The 16799-nt window shown below is 61.2% G+C and carries 12 protein-coding genes and 3 tRNA genes; 4 read left to right on the top strand and 11 right to left on the bottom strand.

The genetic code is table 11. From position 1 onward, the window contains the following. Positions 1 to 40: 40 nt before the first annotated feature. The 7 genes from hflX to nnr form a co-directional block, all read right to left on the bottom strand. Positions 41 to 1321, bottom strand: a complete 1281-nt coding sequence (gene hflX, locus M6G53_RS16135; protein WP_004933675.1) for a ribosome rescue GTPase HflX — start codon at positions 1319 to 1321, stop codon at positions 41 to 43. 98 nt (positions 1322 to 1419) lie between these two features. Then, positions 1420 to 1728: an RNA chaperone Hfq gene (gene hfq / locus M6G53_RS16140; RefSeq protein WP_004933678.1), complete on the bottom strand. Its 309-nt coding sequence runs from the start codon at positions 1726 to 1728 to the stop codon at positions 1420 to 1422. A 114-nt stretch (positions 1729 to 1842) separates the two neighbouring features. Then, the gene (gene miaA, locus M6G53_RS16145) at positions 1843 to 2784 is read right to left on the bottom strand and encodes a tRNA (adenosine(37)-N6)-dimethylallyltransferase MiaA (protein WP_049272190.1); all 942 of its coding nucleotides are present in this window, start codon (positions 2782 to 2784) and stop codon (positions 1843 to 1845) included. Further along, entirely contained in the window at positions 2777 to 4660 is a 1884-nt protein-coding gene (mutL, locus tag M6G53_RS16150) for a DNA mismatch repair endonuclease MutL (RefSeq protein WP_253332941.1), read from the bottom strand. Before mutL ends, miaA begins: the two co-directional genes overlap by 8 nt. 22 nt (positions 4661 to 4682) lie before the next feature. Next, positions 4683 to 6479 carry an N-acetylmuramoyl-L-alanine amidase AmiB gene (gene amiB / locus M6G53_RS16155; RefSeq protein WP_253332943.1) on the bottom strand — a complete coding sequence of 599 codons (1797 nt, stop codon included), beginning with the start codon at positions 6477 to 6479 and terminating at the stop codon, positions 4683 to 4685. 7 nt (positions 6480 to 6486) lie between these two features. Then, a complete protein-coding gene (gene tsaE, locus M6G53_RS16160; protein ID WP_253332945.1) occupies positions 6487 to 6957 on the bottom strand; it encodes a tRNA (adenosine(37)-N6)-threonylcarbamoyltransferase complex ATPase subunit type 1 TsaE in 471 nt (156 codons plus the stop codon). Between the two features lie 11 nt (positions 6958 to 6968). Further along, positions 6969 to 8483: a bifunctional ADP-dependent NAD(P)H-hydrate dehydratase/NAD(P)H-hydrate epimerase gene (nnr, locus tag M6G53_RS16165; RefSeq protein ID WP_253332947.1), complete on the bottom strand. Its 1515-nt coding sequence runs from the start codon at positions 8481 to 8483 to the stop codon at positions 6969 to 6971. Between nnr and queG the strand changes: the two genes are divergently transcribed. Beyond that, the gene (gene queG / locus M6G53_RS16170; protein WP_253332949.1) at positions 8482 to 9621 is read left to right on the top strand and encodes a tRNA epoxyqueuosine(34) reductase QueG; all 1140 of its coding nucleotides are present in this window, start codon (positions 8482 to 8484) and stop codon (positions 9619 to 9621) included. The two genes, nnr and queG, sit on opposite strands and share 2 nt — an antisense overlap. A 311-nt stretch (positions 9622 to 9932) precedes the next feature. On the opposite strand, the gene M6G53_RS16175 is transcribed toward queG, so the two are convergent. From M6G53_RS16175 to orn, 4 genes are all read right to left on the bottom strand, one after another. Beyond that, positions 9933 to 10008, bottom strand: a tRNA-Gly gene (locus tag M6G53_RS16175). Between the two features lie 54 nt (positions 10009 to 10062). After that, positions 10063 to 10138: transfer RNA gene (locus tag M6G53_RS16180), tRNA-Gly, on the bottom strand. Between the two features lie 66 nt (positions 10139 to 10204). Beyond that, positions 10205 to 10280 (bottom strand) — tRNA-Gly (locus M6G53_RS16185). 192 nt (positions 10281 to 10472) lie between these two features. After that, positions 10473 to 11018, bottom strand: a complete 546-nt coding sequence (gene orn / locus M6G53_RS16190; RefSeq protein WP_123893188.1) for an oligoribonuclease — start codon at positions 11016 to 11018, stop codon at positions 10473 to 10475. A 239-nt stretch (positions 11019 to 11257) separates the two neighbouring features. Here orn and rsgA point away from each other — a divergent pair, with 239 nt between their 5' ends. The 3 genes from rsgA (at position 11258) to mscM (ending at position 16638) form a co-directional block, all read left to right on the top strand. Further along, on the top strand, positions 11258 to 12307 hold the full coding sequence (gene rsgA, locus M6G53_RS16195) for a small ribosomal subunit biogenesis GTPase RsgA (protein WP_253332951.1): 1050 nt from the start codon (positions 11258 to 11260) through the stop codon (positions 12305 to 12307). Between the two features lie 76 nt (positions 12308 to 12383). Next, positions 12384 to 13271 (top strand): archaetidylserine decarboxylase, encoded by an 888-nt coding sequence (gene asd, locus M6G53_RS16200; RefSeq protein ID WP_253332953.1) that lies wholly within the window; start codon positions 12384 to 12386, stop codon positions 13269 to 13271. A 19-nt stretch (positions 13272 to 13290) separates the two neighbouring features. Beyond that, positions 13291 to 16638: a miniconductance mechanosensitive channel MscM gene (gene mscM, locus M6G53_RS16205; RefSeq protein WP_253332955.1), complete on the top strand. Its 3348-nt coding sequence runs from the start codon at positions 13291 to 13293 to the stop codon at positions 16636 to 16638. Positions 16639 to 16799 lie beyond the last annotated feature (161 nt).

A 16799-nucleotide genomic window follows, 5' to 3' on the forward strand; every position in this document is an offset into this window, starting at 1 on the left:
ACTTCAGGCCTTCGCGAAGCATAAATGTAACAGGATATGATCATACGATAAAGTCAATCAGGTCCTGTTCTTGCTTGCAGAGACGACGCCATTCGACGATCGGCATTCGCACCACCACGCCAATGCTGCCGTCCTCTTCGTTCCACTCTTTTTCAATCGCCTGAAGCTGGTAAAAACGGCTGCGAAGACGGCCTGCCCGTGGCGGTAAGCGCAATTCGTAATGCGCGATCTCCCCCGATAAGCGCTCCGTCAACGCCTGATACAGCAACGGAATACCCTCTCCGCTGGCGGCAGACAGCCACACCCGGATCGGCAGGTTTTCGTCGTTGCGGTCGATACGCGGCACAAAATCGTCCAGCATATCTATTTTGTTCATCACTAACAGTGTAGGGATTTCATCCGAGTCTATCTCCGCCAGCACGGTGTTCACCGCTTCGATGTTCTCATCGACGCGCGGATCTGCGGCATCGATGACGTGCAGCAGCAGAGATGCCTGGCGCGTTTCCTGCAGCGTCGCCTTGAAGGCGGCCACCAGATCGTGCGGCAGGTGCCGGATAAAGCCTACGGTATCCGCCAACACGGTATCCCCCACATCCGGCACGTCAATGCGCCGCAACGTAGGATCCAGGGTGGCAAATAGCTGGTCCGCCGCATACACCTCGGCAGACGTTATTCGGTTAAACAGGGTGGATTTGCCGGCGTTGGTGTAGCCCACCAGCGACACGGTCGGCACATCGGCGCGGGTCCGCGCGCGTCGGCCTTGTTCACGCTGCTTTTCTACCCGCTCCAGGCGGCGCAGAATCAAGCTGATGCGATCGCGCAACAGGCGACGGTCGGTCTCAAGCTGGGTTTCCCCCGGCCCGCGCAGGCCAATCCCCCCTTTTTGCCGCTCCAGGTGCGTCCAGCCGCGTACCAGACGCGTGGCGATGTGACGCAACTGCGCCAGCTCCACCTGCAGCTTACCTTCATGGGTGCGGGCACGCTGGGCAAAAATGTCTAAAATCAGCCCGGTGCGATCGATCACCCGGCATTCGCACAGGCGCTCAAGGTTTCTTTCCTGCGCCGGGGAAAGGGAATGATCAAACAGGACAACAGACGCGCCGCTGGCTTTCACCGCATCTGCAATTTCTTCGGCCTTTCCTTCGCCGACAAAGTACTTCGGATGCGGGGCTTTGCGGCTACCAGTCACCACTTGCAAAGCTTCGACACCGGCTGAGGAGACCAACGATTCGAACTCGTTGAGGTCTTCCGTATCTTTGTCTTGCGAGAAATAGATATGAACCAGTACGGCCTGCTCACCGGCTTCATAACGGTCAAACAAGCGTGCAACCTCTCAAACGGACACTCACCGTGAGTTTGGGGGACATAAACAGCCCGCGGCTGCTTATGCTCCCCGTCATGGTTGACTTGCAACGCGCTTTATTCAGCGTCATCGCTTTCCTGCTGCGGCTGTTGCTGCGCAGACGGATTGTTGCCATGGTGATAGTTGCTTGAACCGCCGCTCGGGTTGTTGCTGTGATGCGAAACCGGACGTGACGGGACAACGGTAGAGATAGCGTGCTTGTACACCATCTGGCTAACCGTGTTCTTCAACAGGATGACAAACTGGTCAAAAGACTCAATCTGGCCTTGCAGCTTAATACCATTCACCAAATAAATAGAAACCGGAACACGTTCACGACGCAATGCGTTCAGGAACGGATCTTGCAAAGATTGCCCCTTAGCCATTCTATCTTTTCCTTATTTGCTTGTTGTTTGTAACTAAGAACCTGTCGGCTCTAAAATAAACGACGTAAAAAATTTGCGCGCTGAATACTCAGCAATTGTACACAATCACCCAACCTATGCACTAACAACCTGTGTCACCGAGTCCAAAGCCTCTCCCGGCTTTTCACTGTCCAACCAATGGACCGACTCCCAACCCCGTAACCAGGTCATCTGGCGTTTAGCCAACTGACGTGTTGCGCAAATACCACGATAAACCATCTCATCGTAACTAATTTCACCAGACAAGTATGACCACATCTGGCGGTAACCGACACAGCGAATGGAGGGCAAGTCCGTATGCAAATCACCCCGTGCGAAAAGTGCACGCGCTTCCGTCTCAAAACCCGCCGCCAACATTTGATGGTACCGCAGCTCAATGCGTTGATGGATCAACTCACGGCTGGTCGGCGCTATCGCAAATTGGTGAACTTGATACGGTAACGATTCACCCGAAATTTTAGTCAGTTCCGTTAAAGTTTTACCCGAAATAAAAAAAACTTCCAGTGCTCTGGACAGTCTCTGCGGATCATTCGGATGAATTCTCAGTGCCGCGACCGGATCGATCGCCTGTAACTGACGGTGCAACGCCTCCCAGCCCTGCTCCGCCGCTTGCTGTTCGATACGCTCGCGCACCGCGGGATCGGCGGACGGCAGCGGCGACAATCCTTCCAGCAACGCCTTGAAATACAACATGGTGCCGCCGACCAGCAACGGAATGCGCCCGGCGGCGGTGATATCGGCCATCTCCTTCAGCGCGTCGGCGCGGAACTCGGCGGCCGAGTAAGCTTCGGCGGGATCGCGGATATCGATCAGCCGATGCGGCGCCTGCGCCAATTCTTCGGCGCTCGGCTTGGCGGTGCCGATATCCATGCCGCGGTAAATCAGCGCGGAATCGACGCTGATCAGTTCCACCGGCAGGCGTTCGCGCAGCGCGATCGCCAGCGCGGTCTTGCCCGAGGCGGTCGGCCCCATGATGAAAATAGCCGGGGGACGTGGTGTCATTTCAGTTTCAGTCATGCTTGAGGGCCGCCAGTGCGGCCTGTAAATCAACGGGTTGTAAAAGTCCGCTCGGCGGCGATTTGACCAGCTGCGGGCAAAGTCGTTCAACGTCGGTCAGCAATTGTATCGCTTGCGAGGTGTTCCAGTGCTCATGTTCGCTGCCGAGACGGCGAGCGAGCCAGGTAGCCAGCATCCCGGGCGACATCTCCTGATGTTCGGCCAGATAGCCTAACAGTTCGGGTATCAGTTTTTGTAAATTTTGTTGGCGCAATGGTAAAGGCACTGCGCGCAGCGTCACACGGCCGTGATCCGTCTGCAGATCCAGCCCCATCGCCGCCAGCAGCGCCTGATGCCGCGCAATGGCCGCCGCTTCGTGCTTGTCCAGCGTCAGCTTGATCGGGATCAGCAGCGGCTGCGGCCGCAGCCCTTCCGCCGGCGGGTTGAGCTGCGCCTGGCGCAGCCAGCGTTCGGCCACCGTCAGGTTGAGCAACGCCGGCTGCTGGCGCTGTTCAATCAGCGCGTAGCACGGCGGGTGGATCATCAGCACCCGGCCAAAACTGTGTTGGCCGCCCGCCAATGGCGTTTCCGCTGCGGCTTTCGCCGGCGGGAACAGCGGCGGCCTGCTCGAGACGTCCGGCGCGGCAGCAGCCGGCAGCTCGGCGGCGGGTTGCATCAATTTACCGTACAGCTCGCCTTCGCGTTTCTGGTAACCGCCCGCCGTTTGCCAGCCCGGTTGCGGCGCACGCTCGCGGGCAGCGCCGGCCGCTGGCGGCGTTTCGCGACGCGGCGCAGGTTGAGAAAAATGGTTGCCGCCGGCGGCGACGCGGTTTTCCGGCTGCCAGACCTGCTCAGGCGCTTCGTCAAACGTTTCCGCCAGCGGCAACGACGGCGCTTGACCGGCCTGTTGCAGCACGGTGGTTACCGCCTGGTAGATAAAATCGTGCACCAGCCGCGCCTGATGGAAACGCACCTCGTGCTTGGCGGGATGAACGTTGACGTCCACCTGGTGCGGATCGACCTCCAGATACAGCACATAGGCGGGCTGCTGATCGTCCTTCAGCTGATCCTGATAGGCCTGACGAATGGCGTGATTGATCAGCCGATCGCGCATCATGCGGCAGTTGACGTAGCAGTACTGCATTTCACCCAGCTGGCGCGCCCCGGCCGGATCCGCCACCCAACCGCGGATGCTCAGATCGCCGTGCTGCCAGTCGATATTCAGCGCATGCTGCAAAAACGCCGGGCCGCAGATGCTGCCCAAACGGCGCTCATGCTGGCTTTCTTCTTTCGCCGCGCGGTATTGGCGGATCAGTTTGCCGTTGTGGCTGAGGTTGATCGCCACATCGAAACGCGCCAGCGCGATGCGCCGCACCACTTCATCGATATGGCCGAATTCGGTTTTCTCGGTGCGCATGAACTTGCGGCGCGCCGGGGTGTTGTAGAACAGATCCAGCACTTCCAGCGTGCTGCCGACCGGATGCGCGGCGGGTTTGACCGTCACCGCCTGCTCGCGCCCTTCGGCATAGGCTTGCCACGCCTCGCTCTGGTCGGCAGTGCGCGACGTCAGGGTCAAACGGGAAACCGAGCTGATACTGGCCAGCGCTTCGCCGCGAAAGCCGAGGCTGACGATCGCCTCCAGGTCGTCGAGCGTGCTGATTTTGCTGGTGGCGTGGCGCGCCAACGCCAGCGCCAGATCCTCCTTGCCAATGCCGCAGCCGTTGTCGCGAATGCGGATCAGCTTGGCGCCGCCGCGTTCAATATCGATATCGATGCGCGTCGCGCCGGCGTCCAGGCTGTTTTCCACCAGCTCCTTGACGACCGACGCGGGGCGTTCAACCACCTCTCCGGCGGCGATCTGGTTGGCGAGCTGTGGTGGTAACACCTGGATAGGCATGCTGGCTCCTGTAGCGATGGCGCTAGGCCTGCGGAATGGTCAGCGTCCGATCCAGCGGCGCGACGTCCGACTTCAGATTATTGACCCGTTTCAGATCGCCGACGCTGACCCCGTAGCGAGAAGCGATGGAGGAGAGCGTATCCCCACGGGCTACTTTATGTTTAGACGGCTTCTTCGCCGGCGTTTTCGCCTTGGCGACGGTGGTGACGGCGGCGGTTTTCCCCGCCGGCACCTTCAGGCGTTGCCCTACCCACACACCGTCCTTCTTCAGTTTGTTCAGATCGCGCAGCGCCGCCGGGGTCGTGCCGTAGCTGTCGGCGATGCCGGACAGCGTTTCCGCCCGCTTCACCACGTGGATCCGGGTCTTGCCGCTTGCGCTGCGGCTCGCGCCGGCCGGGCTGACGATAGGCTCCGGCTGGCGCACGTCTGGTGTTGAAGTGTCAACCGCCGCTGCGACGTCCAGCGGTCGGTTTTCCACCTTTGGGTCGGCTTGCAGCGGATGCGCCAGGAAATAACTGCGCAGGCCGTTATAAATGGCCTTGGCAATCTTCTCCTGATACGCGCTACTGCCCAGCAGCCGCTCCTCCGTGCTATTACTGATAAATCCTGTTTCCACCAGCAGCGATGGAATATCCGGCGAACGCAACACGCCCAGGCTGGCGTGTTCCGGCCGGCGCTTATGCAACGATCCGACGCTCTGCAACTGCTGCAGCACCTTCACCGCCACATCGTACCCGACGCGCTGCGAGTGGCCGAACTGCAGGTCCAGCACCGCCTGGCTCAGATAAGGGTCGGCCTGGCTGTTGGCCAGCAGGTCGCCGGCGCCGCCGAGCAGCTCGGACTGCTTCTCATGCTGTTCCAGCCAACCGGCCATTTCGCTGTTGGCGCGGCGGTTGGACAGCACCCAAACGGAAGCCCCGCTGGCGCTGCGGTTCGGCGCTGCGTCGGCGTGGATGGAGACCAGCACGTTGGCGCCCTGTTTGCGCGCGACGTCGGAACGCCCCATTACCGAAATGAAATAGTCGCCGTTGCGCGTCAACACCGGCTTGAACTGCGGATCGGCGTCCAGCATCGCCTGCAGACGGCGCGCGATGGCAATGGTGACATTCTTCTCTTTCAGCCCGCTCGGGCCGATAGCGCCCGGATCCTGGCCGCCGTGGCCGGCGTCGATCGCCACCACCACCCGATCGCCGGAACCGGCGGAAACGCGGCTGCTGCGCGGCGTGACCTCGGTGGCGGTGCCTGCGACTACGGTCTGTTTATTGGTAAACGGATTCGATCCCGTCGGTGCTTTGCGCAGCGGTGGTTCCGGCGCTTCACGCACCGCGACCGGCGCCTGACGCGGCGGTTGGCTGACCGCCACCGGCGCAGCCGTTTGCACCGGCGCTTTACGCGCCACGGTATTGGCGCCGCCTTCAGCCGTAATGGTAAACACCACGGTGTGCACGCTGCCGTTCTGACGGGTGGAAACGCGGGTTTTGGCGCGCTGGGTCAGATCGAACACCAGCCGCACGCTCTGAGCATCTTTCGGCGCGCTGGAGCGAATGCTTTTCACCAGGTTTTGGCCGCTGAAATTGAGCGGCAGACCGCCGACCTTGCCCTTCTGGTTAACATCCAGCACCACGCGGTCCGGGCCGTGCAACGGGAAAAACGCGTAGTCCGGCGGGCCGTTGAAGCTCACCGACACCGTCGCTTCACGCTGGGCGTTGGCCACTTTGATATCGGACAGCGAGGACGCCGCCAGCGCATTCAATGCGCCGAGCGGCCCCAGCACGGCGATCAGCATGATGACCGCAAATTTTTTCAACGCATGCGTCATTGCTGCATCATCCCTGTGATCCATGAATGCGGTCTAACAGCTGGCTGCCATAAGCGGAAATCGCCTCGATCTTCGCCTCGCGCCCCTCCCCCTGATAGCCGAAGTGCAGCGCCAGATCCGGCTCCGGCAATACGCCGGTACCCTGCTGTGGCCATTCGACCAGGCAGATGGCGTCTTGCGCGAAGTAATCGCGAATGCCCATGAATTCAAGCTCTTCCGGATCGGCCAGGCGATACAGATCGAAGTGATACACCGCCAGCGGCTGCAAGGCATAGGGCTCCACCAGCGTGTAGGTCGGGCTTTTAACGTTGCCCTGATGCCCCAAAGCCTGCAGGAAGCCACGGCTGAAGGTGGTTTTACCGGCGCCCAGGTCGCCGTAGAGATAAATGACGCTGGCGCGATCGCAGGCCTTGGCCAAAGTGGTGCCCAATGCGACAGTCGCTGCCTCGTCCGGCAGAGGTAAAACGAGTTCTTTCATTCGATTAAAGTCTATTTTGCCCACTCAGGGTTAACGAAATGAAGGATGTCCGGCAGTAAATCGGTCGCCAACATGCCTCTTGTTCCTTGTCTTTCCGCTACGCGATCGCCGGCCGCGCCGTGCACGACGCAGCCCGCACAGGCGGCATCATACAGCGAGAGCTTTTGCGCCAGCAAACCGCCGATGATGCCCGACAGCACATCGCCCATGCCGCCGGAGGCCATGCCGGCGTTGCCGACGTCGGCGATCGCCATCCGCCCCCGCTCATCGGCGATCAGCGTACCGGCGCCTTTCAGCACCGCCACGCCGCCGTAGCGCGCCGTCAGGTTGCGCACGGCAAGTAAGCGATCACTCTCAATGTCGGCAGTGCTACAGCTCAACAGCCGCGCCGCCTCTCCAGGATGCGGAGTCATCACGCGATTCTGCCGTTTCTCGGGATTTAATGCCAGCAAGTTCAGCGCATCGGCGTCCCACAAGGCCGGTTTATCGCTGGTTTGCAGCACGTTCAAGGCGTTTTTGCCCCATTCAGCCTGGCCCAGCCCCGGGCCAATCACCAGCACATCCGCCCATTGCATCGCCTGCCGCAGCGTCGCCTCGTCCAGCGCCTGCGCCATCAACTCCGGCCGGGCCGCCAGCAGCGGTGCGACGTGTTCAATGTGAGTAAGCACTCGCACCAATCCCGCCCCGCTGCGCAGCGCCGCTTCCGCCGCCATACGAATGGCGCCGCCGAATCCGCGGTCACCGCCCACCAACAGCAGGCGGCCATGCTCGCCCTTATGGGCGCAGGGGCGGCGCGGATGCAGCCAGCGCGGCAACGCCTCGGCGGTAAGCCGCTGAATCTGTTCCGGTTGCTTCGCCAGCCAACCCGATAAGCCTAGCGCATTCTGATGAAGTTGCCCGACCCAGTCACGCGCCTGGCCGGTCAGCAATCCCGGTTTGAGGCCGATGAACGTGACGGTGTGCGCGGCACGCACGACCACGCCCGGCACCGCGCCGCTTTCCGCCAGCAGGCCGGACGGGATATCGAGCGCGACCACCGGCGCCGAATGGCGGTTGACGGCCTCGATCAGCGCGTCGTAAGGCGCACGCGGCGCGCTGCCAAGGCCAGTGCCTAACAGGCCGTCGATAATGAGAGAGACAGACGCCGGCCAGCGGCTGTTCGCCGGCAGAATGTCGCCGCCGGCGAACAGCCAGGCCTCGCGGGCCGCTGCGGCTTCCGGCGGCAAAGGCCGTGCGCCTTCGCAGGCGATCAGCGTCACCTGCAGGCCCGCCGCCTTCGCCAGGCGCGCCACCACATAGCCGTCGCCGCCGTTGTTGCCGTGCCCGCACAGCACCAGCCAGTGGTCGCGGGAGGGGTACGCGTTGCGCGCCAGCGCGTAGGCCGCCTGACCGGCGCGCTGCATCAAATCGTAAAGAGAAATACCGAGCGAGGCCGCCGCCGCGGGTTCCGAGCGACGGATCCAATCCGCAGGCCAGACAGAGTGTGGTAAACTGTCAGCGTATGCTTTTTCACTGTGGTCCGTCATGACGCACCCCCTCGATCTCCATCAACTCGCCCAACATATCAAGCAATGGGGGCAATCGCTAGGATTCCAACAGGTTGGCATCTGCGATACCGACCTGAGCCTCGAAGAGCCGAAGCTGCAGGCCTGGCTCGACAAGCAGTACCACGGCGAGATGGAATGGATGGCGCGCCACGGCATGCTGCGCGCGCGCCCTCACGAACTGTTGCCGGGCACGCTGCGGGTGATCAGCGTACGCATGAACTACCTGCCGGCCAAGGCGGCGTTTGCCAGCACCTTGCAAAATCCGCAGCTGGGTTACGTCAGCCGCTACGCGCTGGGGCGCGACTATCACAAACTGTTGCGCCAGCGCCTGAAAAAGCTGGGCGATCGGATCCAGGCCTACTGCGACGAGTTGAATTTCCGCCCCTTTGTCGACTCGGCGCCGGTGATGGAACGCGCGCTGGCCGCCAAGGCGGGCATCGGCTGGGTTGGTAAACACTCACTAATTCTCAACCGCGAAGCCGGGTCGTGGTTTTTCCTCGGCGAGCTGCTGATCGACCTGCCGCTGCCGGTGGATAAGCCGCAGGAAGAGCAGTGCGGCCGCTGCGTCGCCTGCATCACCACCTGCCCGACCGGCGCCATCGTCGCCCCCTATACCGTAGACGCCCGGCGCTGCATCTCCTACCTGACCATCGAGCTGGAGGGCGCGATCCCGGAGGAATTCCGGCCGCTGCTTGGCAACCGCATCTACGGCTGCGACGACTGCCAGCTGATCTGCCCGTGGAACCGCTTTTCGCAGCTCACCGACGAAGACGATTTCAGCCCGCGCGCCGCGCTGCATGCGCCGCAGCTGCTCGATCTGTTCAACTGGACGGAAGAAAAATTCCTGCGCATCACCGAAGGCTCGGCGATACGCCGCATCGGCCACCTGCGCTGGCTGCGCAATATCGCCGTGGCGCTGGGCAATGCGCCTTACGAGGACAGCATCGTGCTCGCGCTGCGCTCGCGCCTGGGCCAGGACGCCATGCTGGACGAACATATCCGCTGGGCGCTGGCGCAACAGCTCACCCGCCGCGACGCACAGAGCATCGAGGTACAGACAGCGCAGAAGAAACGGCTGATACGGGCTGTGGAAAAAGGCCTGCCGAGGGACGCCTGACGGCGTGCGCCGCACGGCCATCTCACTGAATGCCTTACTCTGTGGATTTGTGCATAAAAATAAAAACACGTTGTCTTTCAACTGCAACAAAAAGAGCAAGTGATCGGCATAACGTTTTGGTATAAATAAATAAGCCTATAAATCAAATAGATAAATATTTAATTTGTATGACGTTGATTTTTCAGCCAGGCGGGTTTATGTACAGAGGCTGTGGATAACTCTGTTCACAACATTTTTACCAGGTGTGTAAAACGGGACAAAAATCCGCGCCGGATAAGGCGTTGGATTTGAGTTTGAAACGAAGAGAAAATTGGAGCGGGAAACGAGACTCGAACTCGCGACCCCGACCTTGGCAAGGTCGTGCTCTACCAACTGAGCTATTCCCGCATTGAGATGCTTTTGGCATCCGGTCACCAAACACTGGCATGACCTTTGAAATTTTGGAGCGGGAAACGAGGCTCGAACTCGCGACCTCAACCTTGGCAAGGTTGCGCTCTACCAACTGAGCTATTCCCGCGTCGCATAGGTACTGCTTGATACTGCTTTATTTATTCATCATGCCGCATCGCGACATTGTTGAATTTGGAGCGGGAAACGAGACTCGAACTCGCGACCCCGACCTTGGCAAGGTCGTGCTCTACCAACTGAGCTATTCCCGCCCGGCGTATCGATGGTGGAACGTTACGAAATTCTTCATCGGTACGGGGTGCGCATTATACGAGAAATCCTTTTTGTCGCAAGCCCCTGAAAGCAAAAAAACGCGATTTTTGTTTGATTGCCGATTAAAGCGCCAAATTGGCGAATTAAGCGGCTAGAAACGGCGTTTTTCCCTGTCAGGAGCCTCCCTCGCCTTAGAGCTGGATGAAATGTTCGCGGTAATAAGCCAGTTCGGCCACCGATTCGCGAATGTCGTCCAGCGCCTGATGGGTGCCCTGCTTCTTGAAGCCGCCGAGAATTTCCGGCTTCCAACGGCGCGCCAGCTCCTTCAACGTGCTGACGTCCAGATAACGGTAATGGAAGTAGGCCTCCAGCTCCGGCATATAGCGGAACAGGAAACGGCGGTCCTGGCCCACGCTGTTGCCGCAGATCGGCGATTTGCCGGCCGGCACCCACTGCTGCAGGAAGGCTAACGTTTCCAGTTCAGCGGCGCGATCGTCCTGGCGGCTGGCCTTCACTCGCTCCACCAGCCCGCTGCCGGTATGGGTACGCACGTTCCACTCGTCCATCAGCGCCAGCTGTTCGTCGGATTGATGCACGGCGATGACCGGCCCTTCCGCCAGAATGTTCAGGTTGGCGTCAGTGACCAGCGTGGCAATCTCGATAATGCGGTCACGCTCGGGATCCAGCCCGGTCATCTCCAAATCGATCCAAATCAGGTTATTTTCGTTTCCTGTCATGATGTTTCCTGCCTAAAAGCCGAGAGAAAAACGCTGTGCGGACGAGACGGCGGGCACCGCCGGTGGCGACGCGCCGCCGCCGGCGGCTAACAACGGTTATTTAATATAAAATAGCGTGTATCATAGTCTTTTTGGTCGCCATCGGCGACATATACCCCGACGGGTTCAAGGCTGCGGCCGGGGAAAACCCCGCACCGCCGTCGTACGTAAAGGTATAAAACCGATTCAAGTGAGGCGCAGTGAGTAAGAACAAACTGTCCAAAGGTCAGCAACGCCGCGTGCAGGCGAACCATCAGCGCCGTCTGAAGCGCTCGGATAACAAACCGGAGCCGGATGATTCTCAACTGGGCGAGCCGCAGGAAGGCATCGTCATCAGCCGTTTCGGCATGCACGCCGACGTTGAGGCACCGGATGGCACTCAGCACCGCTGCAACATCCGCCGCACGCTGCGTTCGCTGGTCACCGGCGATCGCGTGGTGTGGCGCCCCGGCCTGGGCACCCACGAAGGGGTGAAGGGCATCGTGGAAGCGGTGCACGAACGCACCTCGGTGCTGACGCGCCCGGATTTCTACGACGGCGTGAAGCCGATCGCCGCCAATATCAATCAGATCGTCATCGTGTCGGCGATCCTGCCCGAGCTGTCACTGAACATCATCGACCGCTATTTGGTGGCCTGCGAAACGCTCGAAGTCGAACCGCTGATCGTGCTCAACAAAATTGACCTGCTGGACGCCGAAGCGCGCAAGCTGGTCGACGACATGATGGATATCTATCGCAAGATTGGCTACCGGGTGCTGGAAGTCTCCAGCCAGACGCGGGAAGGCATGACGGAGTTCGAGCAGGCGCTGGCCGGGCGCATCAGCATCTTCGCCGGCCAGTCAGGGGTGGGCAAGTCCAGCCTGCTGAATGCGCTGTTGCCGCCGTCCGAAGAGCAAATTCTGGTAAATCAGGTTTCCGACGTCTCGGGCCTCGGGCAACATACCACCACCGCCGCGCGGCTGTACCATTTCCAGCACGGCGGCGACGTGATCGACTCCCCGGGGGTGCGCGAGTTTGGCCTGTGGCACCTGGAGCCGGAACAAATCACCCGTGGCTTTGTCGAATTCCGTGATTATTTAGGTGGTTGCAAATTCCGCGACTGCCGCCACGATACCGATCCCGGCTGCGCCATCCGCGCAGCGATGGAGAAAGGCGATATCGCGGAAGAGCGTTTCGACAACTATCACCGCATTCTCGAAAGCATGGCGCAGGTGAAGGTTCGCAAGAACTTCACGGACGCCGCAGACTGACACTGACGGGCGGGCATTGACGACGGCGGAGCCCTCGTTACAATGCGCGCCCTTTACCCTGATTCACGAGGTTAACGTGCTGGATAGCATCAAGATTACATTGCAATATTGGCTGCCGAAGTTGGCGTTGACCCGGCTCGCGGGCTGGGGCGCCGACAAACGGGCCGGCTGGCTGACCCAACTGGTGGTCAAGGCCTTCGCCCGCTTCTACCGCGTAGACATGCAGGAAGCGCAAAATCCGGACCTGGCGTCTTACGCCACCTTCAACGACTTCTTCGTACGCCCGCTGCGCGACGGCGCGCGCCCGATCATCGCCGACGCCAACTGGCTGGCGCTGCCCGCCGATGGCGCCATCAGCCAGCTTGGCCCGATCCGCGACGATCAGATCTTCCAGGCCAAGGGCCACCACTACAGCCTGGAAGCGCTGCTGGCCGGCAACTATCTGCTGGCCGAGCCGTTCCGCAACGGCCTGTTCGCCACCACCTATCTGGCGCCGCGCGACTACCACCGCGTGCACATGCCGTGCGCCGGCGTACTGCGCGAAATGATCTATGTGCCGGGCGATCTGTTCTCGGTCAACCCGCTCACCGCCGCCAACGTGCCTAACCTGTTCGCGCGCAACGAGCGCGTGATCTGCGTGTTCGACACCGACATTGGGCCGATGGTGCAAATCCTGGTCGGCGCCACCATCGTCGGCAGCATCGAAACCGTCTGGGCCGGCACCGTCACGCCGCCGCGCGAAGGCATCATCAAGCGCTGGACCTACCCGGCCGCCGGTGAAGAAGGCGCCATCGCGCTGGAAAAAGGCGCCGAGATGGGCCGCTTCAAGCTCGGCTCCACGGTGATCAACCTGTTTACCGCAGGCAGCGTGCAGTTCGCGCCGCAGCTGCAGAACGGCACCGTTACCCGCATGGGCGAAGCCTTCGCCGAAATTCCGGCCGCCGCTGAAGCACCACAGACCTAGACCCAAAGGAATCGACGCCGTGCGCCTGATCATCACGCTTTTGCTCGGTTGCCTGCTGTGGCAACCGGCGCTGGCCGCCCCCGTGCCGACCGAGACCCAGCTCAAACAGGAGCTGAAGCAGGCGGAAAGCAGCAAAAACGCGCCGAATCAGGCGGAAACCAGCGAGGCGCTGCAAAGCGCCCTCAACTGGCTGGCGGAGCGTAAAGAGTCGCAGACTCGCGCCGAACAGTATCAGAAGGTGATCGACGACTTCCCGAAGATGACGCAGGAGCTGCGCCGTCAGCTGGTACTGGAGAGCAACAAGATCCTGCCGAACGGCGACGATCTCCCGGCCAACGATCTGGAGCAACAGATTCTGCAAACCAGCAGTTTGCTGCTGGAACAGGCGCGCCTGCTGCAGCAAGAACAGGATCGCACGCGGGAAATCAGCGACTCGCTCGGCCAGTTGCCGCAGCAGCAGACCGACGCCCGCCGCGCGCTGACCGAAGTGCAACGCCGCCTGCAGGCGCAGCCCGCCAACCCGACCACGCCGTACGCGCAGGCCGCGCTGGCGCTGCTGCAGACCGAAGCCGCGGCACGCAAAGCCAAAGTGGACGAGCTGGAGCTGGCGCAGCTGTCGGCCAACAACCGCCAGGAGCTGGCGCGCATGCGCGCCGAAGTTTACAAAAAGCGCCACGAACAGATTGACGTTCAATTGCAGGCGTTACGCAATAACCTCAACGCCCAGCGCCAGCGCGAGGCGGAACTGGCGCTGGAAAAAACCGAGCAGTTGGCGGAGCAGAACGGCGAACTGCCGAAGAGCATCAGCGAACAGCTCCAGATCAACCGCGAGCTGTCCGCCGCGCTGAACAGCCAGGCGCAGCGCATGGACCTGATTTCGTCGCAACAGCGGCAGGCGGCGGCGCAGACGCTGCAGGTGCGCCAGGCGCTGAGCACCATCATCGAGCAGGCTCAGTGGCTCGGTTCGTCGTCGGCGCTGGGGGAAACCCTGCGCGCCCAGGTGGCGACGCTGCCGGAAATGCCCAAGCCGCAGCAGCTGGATGGCGACATGGCCCAGTTGCGTGTGCAGCGCCTGCAGTTTGAAAGCCAATTGGAGAAGCTGCCGCAGCGCGAATTCAAGCGCGACGACGGCAGTGCGCTGACCAACCAGGAGCAGCGCATCGTCGATGCCCAGCTGCGCACCCAACGCGAGTTGCTGAACTCGCTGCTGTCCGGTTGCGATACCCAAATCCTCGAGTTGACCAAGCTGAAGGTGGCCAACACCCAGCTGATCGAAGCGCTGAACGAGATCCGAGACGCCACCCACCGCTATCTGTTCTGGGTGCCGGACGTCAATCCGATCACCCTCGCCTATCCGCTCAACGTGGCGCACGATCTGACGCGCGTCCTGTCGCTGGATACGCTGTCGCAGCTCGGCGGCGCCTTCATGATGATGGTGACCAGCCGCGAAACGCTGATCCCGATCTTCGGCGCCCTGCTGCTGGTGATTTTCAGCATCAGTTCGCGCAAGCACTATCACGCCTTCCTTGAGCGCGCCAGCAGCCGCGTCGGCAAGGTGACGCAAGACGAATTCTTCCTGACGCTGCGCACCGTATTTTGGTCGATTCTGGTGGCGCTGCCGCTGCCGGTGCTGTGGGCTGCGCTCGGCTACGGCCTGCAAAGCGCCTGGAACTACCCGGTGGCGGAAGCGATCGGCAAAGGGGTGACCGCCACGCTGCCGATCCTGTGGATCTGCATGATCTGCGCCGCCTTCGCCCACCCTCAGGGGCTGTTCATCGTGCACTTCCGCTGGCCGGCGAAGCAGGTTTCGCGCGCCATGCGCTACTACAAGATGTCGATCTGGCTGATCGTGCCGCTGATCATGGCGCTGATCACTTTCGATAGCCTGAAAGAGCGCGAGTTCGCCAACACCCTGGGGCGGCTGTGCTTTATTCTGCTGTGTCTGGCGCTGGCGCTGGTTACCCACAGCCTCAAGCGCGCCGGCATTCCGCTGTATCTGGATAAAAACGGCTCCGGCGACAACATGCTCAACAGCGCCTTCTGGGGGCTGTTGCTGTCGGCGCCGCTGCTGGCGGCGCTGGCGTCGACCGTCGGTTACCTCACCACCGCGCAAGCGCTGCTGGCGCGTCTGGAAACCTCGGTGGCGATCTGGTTCCTGCTGCTGGTCGTCTATCACATCATCCGCCGCTGGATGCTGATCCAACGGCGACGCATCGCCTTCGATCGCGCCAAGCAGCGCCGTGCCGACATCCTGGCCCAGCGCGCCCGCGGCGAAGACGAAACCTCGCACACCCCGAACAGCACCGAAGGTTCGGTGGATATGGATGACTCCGAGATCGACCTGGATACCATCAGCGCTCAATCGCTGCGGCTGGTACGTTCGATCCTGACGCTGATCGCGCTGGTGTCGGTGATCGTACTGTGGTCGGAGATCCATTCCGCATTTAGTTTCCTGGAAAATATCTCGCTGTGGGACGTCACTTCGACGGTCAACGGCGTAGAGACCGCCCATCCGATCACCCTCGGCGCGGTTCTGATCGCCATCCTGGTGCTGATCATCACCATGCAGCTGGTGCGCAACCTCCCGGCGCTGCTGGAGCTGGCGGTGCTACAGCACCTGGATCTGTCGCCGGGCACCGGCTACGCCATTACCACCATCACCAAATACCTGCTGTTGCTGTTCGGCGCCATCCTCAGTTTTTCCTGGATCGGCATCGAGTGGTCGAAACTGCAATGGGTGGTCACCGCGCTCAGCGTGGGGTTGGGCTTCGGCATGCAGGAGATCTTCTCCAACTTCATTTCCGGCCTGATCATCCTGTTCGAAAAGCCGATCCGCATCGGCGACACCGTGACGATCCGCAACCTGACCGGCACGATCACCAAGATCAACACCCGCGCCACCACCATCGCTGACTGGGATCGTAAAGAGATTATCGTGCCGAATAAGGCCTTCATCACCGAGCAGTTCGTCAACTGGTCACTTTCCGACGCCATCACCCGTGTGGTGCTGACCGTACCGGCACCGGGCGAAGCCAACAGCGAAGAGGTGACCAAGATCCTGATGAACGCCGCCGAGCGCTGCTCGCTGGTGCTGGATAACCCGGCGCCGGAGGTTTACCTGGTCGATCTGCAACAGGGCATCCAGATCTTCGAAATGCGTATTTACGCCGCCGAGATGGGCCACCGTATGCCGCTGCGCCACGAGATCCACCAGCTGATCCTGGCGGGCTACCGCGAACACGGCATCACGCTGCCGTACCCGCCGTTCCAGGTGCGCAGCGAGACGCTGTCGCGGCTGACCAACAACGGCCGGACGCCGCCGTCCACGCCGGCGCCGAACACCAAGCGCGACGCCGGGGGCCTGTAAGCGGCCCTCGCGATAAAAAAAGGGCCGGCAAATGCCCTGTCTCTTGATCAGATCTCTTGCTCGAGAGACTTGGCCAGCAGATAACCCTCAAGGATGGTTTGCAGTTTGAACCATCCTTCCCATAATCTCTCCCATCCCACTCGACCCGTGCGTTTACTGTC

It is taken from the genome of Serratia nevei, from assembly GCF_024160145.1.
GTDB classification, from domain to species: domain Bacteria; phylum Pseudomonadota; class Gammaproteobacteria; order Enterobacterales; family Enterobacteriaceae; genus Serratia; species Serratia nevei_A.

What these genes read in the sequence shown, in the direction of transcription:
- hfq (WP_004933678.1), bottom strand. Translation starts at nt 1,728, where the DNA reads ATGGCTAAGGGGCAATCTTTGCAAGATCCGTTCCTGAACGCATTGCGT.
- miaA (WP_049272190.1), bottom strand. Translation starts at nt 2,784, where the DNA reads ATGACTGAAACTGAAATGACACCACGTCCCCCGGCTATTTTCATCATG.
- mutL (WP_253332941.1), bottom strand. Translation starts at nt 4,660, where the DNA reads ATGCCTATCCAGGTGTTACCACCACAGCTCGCCAACCAGATCGCCGCC.
- amiB (WP_253332943.1), bottom strand. Translation starts at nt 6,479, where the DNA reads ATGACGCATGCGTTGAAAAAATTTGCGGTCATCATGCTGATCGCCGTG.
- tsaE (WP_253332945.1), bottom strand. Translation starts at nt 6,957, where the DNA reads ATGAAAGAACTCGTTTTACCTCTGCCGGACGAGGCAGCGACTGTCGCA.
- queG (WP_253332949.1), top strand. Translation starts at nt 8,482, where the DNA reads ATGACGCACCCCCTCGATCTCCATCAACTCGCCCAACATATCAAGCAA.
- nnr (WP_253332947.1), bottom strand. Translation starts at nt 8,483, where the DNA reads ATGACGGACCACAGTGAAAAAGCATACGCTGACAGTTTACCACACTCT.
- orn (WP_123893188.1), bottom strand. Translation starts at nt 11,018, where the DNA reads ATGACAGGAAACGAAAATAACCTGATTTGGATCGATTTGGAGATGACC.